The sequence below is a fragment of the Aureliella helgolandensis genome (assembly GCF_007752135.1).
GTDB classification, from domain to species: Bacteria; Planctomycetota; Planctomycetia; order Pirellulales; family Pirellulaceae; genus Aureliella; species Aureliella helgolandensis.
Genome location: NZ_CP036298.1, coordinates 1817839 through 1827322 on the forward strand (window position 1 = coordinate 1817839; position 9484 = coordinate 1827322).

6 protein-coding genes are annotated in these 9484 nt (G+C 55.0%); 2 read left to right on the forward strand and 4 right to left on the reverse strand.

Going from position 1 to position 9484, the window contains the following annotated elements:
* The first annotated feature begins 216 nt into the window (after positions 1 to 216).
* Positions 217 to 3582 (forward strand): type II secretion system protein GspD, encoded by a 3366-nt coding sequence (locus Q31a_RS06475; RefSeq protein ID WP_197356320.1) that lies wholly within the window; start codon positions 217 to 219, stop codon positions 3580 to 3582.
* 223 nt (positions 3583 to 3805) lie between these two features.
* On the opposite strand, the gene Q31a_RS06480 is transcribed toward Q31a_RS06475, so the two are convergent.
* The 4 genes from Q31a_RS06480 to Q31a_RS06495 form a co-directional block, all read right to left on the reverse strand.
* On the reverse strand, positions 3806 to 5368 hold the full coding sequence (locus Q31a_RS06480) for a GTPase family protein (protein WP_197356331.1): 1563 nt from the start codon (positions 5366 to 5368) through the stop codon (positions 3806 to 3808).
* A complete protein-coding gene (locus Q31a_RS06485; RefSeq protein ID WP_145075686.1) occupies positions 5365 to 6597 on the reverse strand; it encodes a GTPase family protein in 1233 nt (410 codons plus the stop codon). The genes Q31a_RS06480 and Q31a_RS06485 overlap by 4 nt, the downstream gene beginning before the upstream one ends.
* A 133-nt stretch (positions 6598 to 6730) precedes the next feature.
* Complete coding sequence (locus Q31a_RS06490) at positions 6731 to 7306, reverse strand: c-type heme family protein (RefSeq protein ID WP_145075689.1); 576 nt, start codon at positions 7304 to 7306, stop codon at positions 6731 to 6733.
* Between the two features lie 58 nt (positions 7307 to 7364).
* Positions 7365 to 7796 (reverse strand): RrF2 family transcriptional regulator, encoded by a 432-nt coding sequence (locus Q31a_RS06495; protein ID WP_145075692.1) that lies wholly within the window; start codon positions 7794 to 7796, stop codon positions 7365 to 7367.
* Between the two features lie 151 nt (positions 7797 to 7947).
* Here Q31a_RS06495 and Q31a_RS06500 point away from each other — a divergent pair, with 151 nt between their 5' ends.
* Complete coding sequence (locus tag Q31a_RS06500; RefSeq protein WP_197356333.1) at positions 7948 to 9468, forward strand: BBP7 family outer membrane beta-barrel protein; 1521 nt, start codon at positions 7948 to 7950, stop codon at positions 9466 to 9468.
* Positions 9469 to 9484 lie beyond the last annotated feature (16 nt).

Sequence of the window (9484 nt, forward strand, 5' to 3'; positions counted from 1 at the left end):
ACCTTCGCGGTGGAGCCGAGGAGTGCAACGGGCCGAGTGAGTGCTGGGAATTTGAGCAGATATCTCGCTAAGTTTTTACGTAGCCAGAAATGCATCAGGCCAGCGAATCAAGGCTGCTTTTGAAAGCGCCGTACGGATATGCGGCAAGCTCGGGTCGTTGGCAAAGATCAACGAACGTGCATTCGGTTAGTCACATCGCGAAAAAGGAGAGTCGCGTTGAGTCCTGAAAATTCGAATCAGAAGCGACGTTGGCTGAAGCAGTCCCTGTGGGCAAGCGCGTCCAAAGCAATGTGGATTGCACCCGCAATACTCTCGCCCGTTTTAATGACGGCGATGGTACCGGATGTGACATTGGGGCAATCGCCAACCGTCACCCGCAGCATCTCGGACAATACCCCAGCGGTGGATGCTGAGTTTGTCTTGGGATGGCTGAACTATGCGGTCAGCAAGTCGGAGGACACATCGGTTTCCGCCAAGGCGTTTGCCGAAGCACTACGGGCTCGGCAGGCATTGTCGGGTCCTCAACGCAACTTCTTTGATCCGCGGGTGGAAGCGCGTCTCAAGGAAGTTGAAGGGATTCTTGTCAGCCAAGGGATGAAGAAGAAGCAGATTGAGGAAGCTGTTAGCAAATTGGGAGCGCTCGCCGCTGCTCCAGCCGTTGCTAAGCCTCAGACTGCAACGCTCGCTTCCTTCCCGCCCAACGGTGCTGCAGGCAATCCATCAGCCGTGATTCCTGCCAGTACCACTGCTCCTGTTGCTGCGGCGGCCGGCGTGAACACACCTGCGGTCGGAGGCCCGGTTACACCTGGCATTTTCCTGCCAGACTCGGACAAGACCACCACCCAGCCCGCCAGCGGACAGCTCGGGCAAGAGCTCCAGACGCCGCTGGGCAATGCAGCCAGTGGCGATGAATTGTATCGACGCGGCGTGGAGTTGCTCAGCCAGGGCAATCGCGAGGCAGCTTACGATCACTTTAGCCGAGCATGGCGGTTCGAAAAAGAGCTCGATCCCGCTCTGCGGAATCAGCTGAAGGACAAGTTGAGCTCCATGCAAGCCGCGAACCTGAGCGGGCGTGCAGAAGAGGTTAACGCTTCCCCCATGCGAGGTGTGAGCGATGAACAGCTCGCCATTCGCCAACGCATGATGAGCGAAGTCACCGGAGAGATCGCAGCGGCGGAAGCCAACCGCGAGGCCGAGCCACAGCTCGTGGCGGAACGGCTTCAAACCCTGCGTACCCGCGTTTCGCAAGCAGGCATGGACGGTAACACGACCAAACAAATGCTGACGATTGTGGATCGGGCCATTGGCAGCCATCAGGTTTACATGACGCAGAACCGAGCTGCTATCGAGCAGAATACTCGCAACCGCCAAATCACTGAATCCATGGCGCTCGATCAAGAAGATCGCTTCAAGACCGATCAGCAGATTGCATCCCTCGTCGAAACCTACAATGACTTGATGGACGAAGGCCGATTTGCCGAAGCCGAAGTCATTGCTAAACAAGTCGGCTTGTTGGACCGCAATTCGACCATTGCCAGTCTATTGATTGCCAACGCACGCAATAGTCGTCGCATCGGTGAGTACGAGCAAACCAAGACCCTTCGCGAAGACGGCTGGATTGACGCGATGAACGATGTCGACGAGTCTGCCGTCCCTTGGACTGACAGTGATTCGATACAATTCCCAGAAGCCAAACGCTGGGAAGAGATCACTCGCAATCGCCGCAAATTGCTGGCTGATTCGCAAACCGGCATGTCTCCCAAGGAAGTGGAGATTTGGGAGCGACTGAAGACCCCGGTCATGGTTGATTTCAAGAACCGTCCGTTGACCGAAGTCATGGATTTCTTGTCGAACATGACAGGCATCCCCATCCACATCGATGAATTGGCGCTGCAACAAGATGGCTTCAACTCCTCGTCCGAGATTGGTGTCACGCTCAGCCTGCCTTCGCAAATTCAATTGCGAAGTGCTCTGAACTTGATCCTCAACTCACGCAACCTTGACTTCCAAGTTGCTAATGAGGTTCTCACCGTAACATCCGTCCGCAACACCGCTCGGGCCAACCGAACTCAGACCTACTCGGTCAAGGATCTGGTCATCCCGATTCCCAACTTCATCCACGACAACAACAGTGGTATGGCGGGAGCTATTCGGCAGGCCTACGAAACGGTGGCTGCAGGCCGTGGTTTGCTGGCGGGAACGCCGGGAGTTAATGCCGGAACCCCTGGACAGAGCGTGCAGATGGCATCCGCTTCAGTGGATCCCAATGCACCGGTTCTGGCTCAGTTGAACAACGGTATGCTCGGTGGACCTGGCAATTTGCTAGGTGGTGGCTTCGGCAGCAACAACAGTTCGGCAATGGGTGGGGCTCCACCGATGATGATGGGCTCGCCAGGGGCCATCGGTGGTGGAGCAGCCATGGCTGACTTCGATACGCTGATGAATCTGATTCAAGCCACCATCGATCCTGACTCTTGGTTGCAAGCGGGCGGTACGAGTACCATCCTGCAATACCCTTCGAATCTCTCGATCGTGGTGAGTGCTCCTCAAACGACGCACGAAAAGATCGCAGAGCTGCTGGAGTCGCTGCGTCGACTGCAAGACTTGCAAGTCACGATTGAAGTGAAGTTCATCACTTTGAACGATAACTTCTTCGAGCGAATGGGGGTCGACTTTGATGTGAAGATCGATGACAACGTTCGCTCGCTGCCTCAGGACGATCAAGGACCGAGTACCACGGTTGGGCTGAGCTCCAACTTCACTGGCAACAACTTCCCCGTCTCTGCTGACTTTGATATCTCGCTAACTCAAGAGAGCTATGGAACAGCCGTTCCTGCCTTCGGTGGCTTCCAAGCCAGCGATGGTGCCAGCTTGGGCTTTGCAATCCTTAGTGACTTGGAAATGTTCTTCTTCATGAACGCAGCCCAAGGAGACAGCCGGACCAACGTCTTGCAAGCTCCACGGGTTACGATGTTCGACGGACAATTCGCTTCGATCAATGACACGATTTCGCGTCCCTTTGTGACCAGCTTGATCCCTGTTGTGGCTGACTTTGCCGTCGCACAACAGCCCGTCATTGTGGTTCTCAACGAAGGTACGATCTTGAATGTTCAAGCAACAGTATCCGCTGACAAACGCTTTGTTCGCCTCACTCTGAACCCATCTTTCTCGCAAATTGACCGAGTGGACACGTTCACCTTTGAGGGGTCGCGAACGACTCGAACGAATTCACAAGATCAAGGCACGAACGTGCTCGATCCAACGGGTTCGGTAGACGACAGCACCAGCGAGTCGGAAGAAATCGTTTCAGGTACCACGGTTCAACAACCAAGCTTCTCCCAAACCAACATTTCGACCACGGTCAGCGTGCCTGACGGCGGAACGATCCTGTTGGGTGGAATCAAGCGGATGCGTGAGAGTCGCATCGAGCGTGGTGTGCCGATCTTGAGCAAGATCCCTTATGTAAACCGCTTGTTCAAGAACACCGCGATTGGCCGTGAGACGAGTACTTTGATGATGACCGTGACACCACGCATCATCATCCAGGAAGAAGAAGAAGAGAAGTACGGAGTGATTCCTTAATCCTTCGACGCTTCATGGAGCAACTTCAGGGGGCTCGGCAGGTGTTTTCACCGGCCGAGCCCTTTTTTCGTTGGTAGTGCAGCGGATGCGCTTTGAGCGCTCCCTGCCAACTTCAGGAAATCAATCGGACCGAATCGGTCGTCAGCTTGCTCGCGAAGAGGGGCTGCCGAAGCTGTTTCTCATTGGACCAGTCCAGGGCACACCGATTAGTCCTTAAGAACGTTTAGTCCTTAAGAACACTGCGACCAACTGCCTTCGCCAGTCCCCAGACCTGTTGGTAGATTTGACGGAAGCGTTCGCGGTCGAGCTTCTGGTAGTAGGCTTTGAGAATGGCTGCGGCGTGGCCTCGATCTAAATGCCGGACCAGTACCGGTATTAACTCCTCGTTTGCGCCCGTAATCGACTCGGCTAGATTTCCGGTATAGATCGGCACGCAATCGACGATTAAGGGGCCAAAGACCTCACGGTTGTACTGGACGGCGCCCGCAATGGATTCCTCTTTCGCCGAATAGGGACTTCTCCAGTCGTAGGGGGGCGACCATTCACGCGCCGGTTTCAATCTGTCAATATGCGTTAGCACCGCGATGATGGGCGGAGGCTTAAGCTGGGCGTTTTGTCGATAGTGTTCTTGCAATTTTCGCAGTAGGGCGACATCCGCCTCGCGTGCAGGACTATTGGCCGCGAGCACCAGCAGCACCATGTCTGCTTGATCCGTCGCCGTTTGGATTTCCCGCAAGAGCTGCTTCGGGGGAGCGGCTTCGTCGTAGCCGGGCGTGTCCAAGAGAGTCAGTGTTTTGTCGGAATCAGGGAGCGAGAATTGGTAGCAGTTGACCTGCCTGGTTTCCGGCAAAAGGCTTGTCTCCGCGACAGTCTCTTGGAGCAAAGCATTGATGAGACTTGATTTTCCCGCTTTGACCTGCCCCATGACGGCAATTTTCGTATGAACCTCTTCCAGCTCTGCCAACGCTTGATTCGCATCTCCGGCTGCATGCAGCTTAGCTGCAGCTGTACCGAAATGAAGTCGATATTGGCGCGAACCACCCTTCAGCCGGCCACTGTACATTTCGATCAAATAGAAGCCAACTTGCCGCAGATAGCGTTGGTAGAACATACTTAGCAATTCATCTTGCAACTTGACCGCTATCCGGCCAGATTTGCGCCACAAGGGATAGGTGAGTAGTCGGCTGGGATCGAGTAGGGAAGAGGACAGGAAAGCGAACTTTTGGCCGAGGTCCAAGGCGCGTAGAATTGCAGGCAGCCGCTCTACCTGGGCTAGGGTAGCAACGGAACTGCCCGGCAGATGCTCAAGCATCCATTGCTCGAGATCTTCCACTGCCAGGTGAACGACGGCAAAGATCTCGATGATGGTCAGTGGATGGAGCGAGTTCTTCCCCGCCTCTGCATGGTAGTGTTGCGCCAGTTTGTCTGAGAGCGTTTGCGCGTCAGCGAGGTAGCGGTTGTAGTCGGCGATGGAGACCCGATCGACCGCGGGAGTCTGTCGACGGAATTGCTCGACAATATCAATGGCCGATTGATCTTGAGGTGTCCAGAATTCGGGGGCCGTCAGTGGCTTGCCAACGGCTGCTTGATCGGGTTTGGCGGCAGGCCAAAGCTTTCCGACGCCCCAAGCAAGAGCCCATAGGGCGGGAAGTGTGAGGGCAATCAGCTTCAGCCAGCCCGTTTGATAGAGCGCTATCAAGCCGATCGCACCGTAGCACATCAACGGGAGAGCCCAGAGGAGAGAAAGGACCACTAAGCGAGGCGACAGCAGATGGAAAAATTTCATTCTGCTTCCCATAGTTCTCGCCCACGCTGCAATTGCTGGTCGAAGACTTTCTTGAGTTCCTCAGCAGTCGGAGTCCCGCCCTGCCGCAGGCCTGAAAAGTACCAGTCCCACGACATGCCTAGTGCATAGGTGAACGCAAACGAGCTCGCCGCCCCAGCAGCCATGCCTACAAAAGGGATGAACTTCAACGCTTCGCGAAATGCCATCCGCACGGCAATCCGAGAGCCGGCTGCACTGCTCAATACGGCCCAGTGCGCAGCGGTCAGCTCTTGTCGATAGATTTGTGCCAACTTGGTTGCCAAATGGGTCTGAATGCCTAACACGGCCGGAATATCTACCCAGGGGATCGGCACCGCACCGGCTGTACCCGCCAAGGCGCTGGAAGCAAGTACTTGCCAGCGAGCTTTCCGCTGCCGCTGGGTTTCTTCCACTTGCAGTGGATTGTTGAGTACCAGCAAAGCCTGACGGTAGGCGTGAGGAAGATAGTTGAGAATCGCCTTTTTAAGCCGCTGCCCTCCAAAGTTTGGATCGGAAAATCCGTCTTCGGGCTGCGTCAGATCAATGGGCACGACTCCGTCGACCAGCCCTCGAAACTGGCTGAGTTTCCGTTCGATTTGAGTGGCTAGAGCTGGTGGAATGGTTGTGGCAGCCGCTTGAGAAACGTTGCCTGCCGGAGAATTCTTGTCAAGTGTTAGCAGGGATGAACTCGAGATCTCTTCGAAGGGATCGGCCGCGGCCGCGATTTCCATTGCACCGTCGATTTCGTGCAAGCAGGTTAGAAGCAGCAGGACGGGGCGCTGCGGGCATGCGCGGCGGATGCGCTGGAGAGGTTCGAGGATGCCTTGCAGAGCGTGGTCGCCCGCGCGAACCGTTACCAGCATCAATTGCGTCGTACCGTCGAAATGGGCGATGTCCGCAGTGGGGTCGTAGGAGGCTTCCCCTAGCCCTCGGGTATCGACGAAGGTTAGCAAGCGGTCGAGCGTGTTGGGGAAATCGAAGCGTTGCGAAGACTTGGTTTCAGGCCGGTAGCCCTCGCCGACAATCGCTGCTTCTGCTCCGGTTAGGTAGCGGATTACCGAGCTCTTGCCACTGCCCGTCTTGCCGAACAACCAGATTGCAGGTACGGGAGCCGTTTGTCGCAATTGCTGCAAGTCGGTTTCAAGGGCGTCCTGTGCATCGGCTGGAGGGGGCATCGCTGGCGATCGCCAACGTTTCCAAAATGAGAGCATGGTGGTTGTCTGAAAGAGGTGTCAGGGCACTGGCAGCGACAGGCTGAACGCAACGGGCGATGCGTTCACGCCTGGCTGGCCGTAGTATTGATCCAACTGACACACCTCCTAGGAGGCTTGGCACCAACTCGGACTATTCGATTGGAATTGTGTAGCTGATCACTCCGATCGCTTCACCTGGCTTCACGTCAGCATAGTGAGCGTGACACATTATACACTTCTCCATGACGACGGGGACGGCGGTAACCATTCGTAGTTGATGGCTTCCGTCCTTCAAGGCAACGACCTGTTCGTGCGTTGCTGCCCCTGCTTTGATCCGGCGAATTCCCTCGCGTTCAAAATCGTTCTTAGCGACGTTCTCTGGTTCGTAGGGATCGCCCGTCGCGTCGAGCAATCGCACTTTGTTTTCGCCCGATTCGGAAACGTTTTTGAACAGGAGTACTGCTGCACTTCCAGCGGCAAAATCGTCGTCATCGTGCACATACTTGTCAGTAACCATGACAATGGTTTGTTTGAAAATATTATCCAACATGCGCACGGTTTTTCGCGAGCGTTCAATCGCTTTCTCGGACGGCTTGGTGGTTTCGTCCGCTGGTTTGGCCACCTTGTCCTTTTCCTGAGCGATGGAGTTTTGCCAAGGCGTGGAAACTAACGCGAGTGTTGTACCTAAGAGCGCAACACCACTAAACGCACATACAAACGACTTCATTAATAGATCTCCAAGAGAAAGCAACGGAAATGGCTTCTTGCCGAATGGATCCTAGCAGTTAAGGCAGATTGGGAGTTGAGCGAGCGAATTGCTTCGAAGTTGGAGCGACATCCGCTAGCGTTACCGTATTGAGGTACTCCAGCTGGATTCGCTCCGCTTCTGCCAGAGTCGATTTCAACTTGCAGAAGGACTCGATGCTACACACGTTTTCGGTACCCACGCACTCCAGGAGGTGCATGTTTCCTTCGAAGATTCGGATGACTTCGCCGACAGAAATACGATCTGCAGGCTTAGCCAATTCGATTCCCCCGCCGACTCCGCGAATGCTCCGCACCAAGTGATGACGGGCCAACAGATTGACCACTTTGGCAATGTGGTTGATCGACACTCCATACAAACCGGCGACTTCTGCAATGGTAGCTCGCCGCTTCAGATGCGTTAGGAACATCAGCGTTCGCAGGCCAAAGTCGGTCTGAGTGGTCAGTCGCATGAAACTCATTTCCCAAAGATGTTAAACATGCACCAGTTTAGCATCTTTATGGGGTAGGGGAAGATCCGAGGCTCCAGAATTGCCGCAACGATCGATTTGGCATTGAACTCAAGGCGTTGCAAATGCTATGTACCACTCAGAAGGATCTCTAATGGAAGTGGACAGAACCGATATGCATACTAGCAGCCAGCTTAAGTCGATCCCAATTCTGTGCAGTCTTGTTGCGATTGTGCTGATAGGTGGGGGGCAGTTTTCAACCGCTCTGCTCGCCGATGACAAGCAGGTTTGGCCGGATGATCCCTTCGCCACGCCTAAGGCCAATGCCAATCCGCGAAGTAGTAAATCGAGGCGGCCGGGAGCCGTATCGGCCAAGTTCGACTCTCCGACGACGTCGCCCCCAGCCAAGACTCCAGCCGAAGTTACGGTGGACTACGAGGAATATGATTATCAGGAATTCGTCGATGGTGATGACGCCGGCTATGTGATCCCGCCAAATTTCGGAGCTCCCAGCACGAGCGTCTTTCAGAGTGGGGCGGATTGCAATTGTTACGAATGCAATCCGGTGGCTCACCTCAACTGCACTACCCCCGACTGCAGTTGTGGGTTGCGCCCGCGTTCCTGCGGCCTTTGGGTCGGTGCCGAGTATCTGCTGTGGTCACTCCAGGGGACGGAATTGCCCGCTCTCGTGACTGCGAGTCCGGCGGGAACCCTACCCAGTGATACGGGCGTCCTCGGTCTTGCGTCGACTAGCACGTTGCTCTCGGGTACTCAGGGAGAGGAGTTCAGGTCCGGAGGTCGGATCACGGTTGGGTTGTGGACCGACCGCTCTCATCGCACTGCGTGGGAAGCTAGTTACCTAGGAATCGATGACAGCAACGACAGTTTCTCCGTCAGTAGCAGTTCGCAGCCCAACTTAGCACGTCCCGTATTTGACACCTTGCTGGGCGGTGAAGCATCTATGTTGATCGCGCACCAGAATTTTCTTTCCGGTTCCATCGCCGTCGATTCGTCAACGCAGTTGCAAGCCTTTGAAATCTTGCGGCGAAGGCAGTACTGTTCAGATGGCTTCTTGACGTTCGACTTCCTTATTGGATTCAAACATGGGAGTCTCGACGATTTGTTGAGAGTGCGTCATGCATCCAATTATTTTCAAGCTCAAGGGCCGATCAGCGCTGGAACGGCAACCCATGGATTTGACAATTTCGAAGCCAAGAATGACTTCAATGGTCTACTGCTGGGGATCGAACGACGACACCATTGGAACCGTTGGAAGATCGCCTACACCGGTAAGGTAAGCTTGGGGTCTAACAACGTCGATATGCTCATCGACGGCCAAACGATCACTACTGTACCCGGAGGCGGCACCTCTACCTTCAATGGCGGGCTGCTCGCACAGGCGACTAACATCGGAACCTACAGCCGAAACGAATTCGTTGCCATTCCCGAATTCAAGTTCTCTGCCCAACGTCAGATCAACCAATGCCTTGGCTTGCAATGCGGCTACAATATCATGTATTGGAGTTCCGCAGTTCGAGCAGCCGATGCCGTCAGTCGCCGAGTCTCGCAATTTCCACCGGAAGCGGTAACCGGAACCGGCGATCCAAAATTCGCATGGACAAGTAGTGGGTTCTTAGCCCACGGATTCCAATTTGGGCTGAACTATCAATTCTAGACTATCGGCTAGCGGG

Excerpts from the sequence above, each read along its gene's own strand:
- Q31a_RS06500 (WP_197356333.1), top strand. The coding sequence starts at position 7,948 with ATGGAAGTGGACAGAACCGATATGCATACTAGCAGCCAGCTTAAGTCG.
- Q31a_RS06490 (WP_145075689.1), bottom strand. The coding sequence starts at position 7,306 with ATGAAGTCGTTTGTATGTGCGTTTAGTGGTGTTGCGCTCTTAGGTACA.
- Q31a_RS06480 (WP_197356331.1), bottom strand. The coding sequence starts at position 5,368 with ATGAAATTTTTCCATCTGCTGTCGCCTCGCTTAGTGGTCCTTTCTCTC.
- Q31a_RS06485 (WP_145075686.1), bottom strand. The coding sequence starts at position 6,597 with ATGCTCTCATTTTGGAAACGTTGGCGATCGCCAGCGATGCCCCCTCCA.
- Q31a_RS06495 (WP_145075692.1), bottom strand. The coding sequence starts at position 7,796 with ATGCGACTGACCACTCAGACCGACTTTGGCCTGCGAACGCTGATGTTC.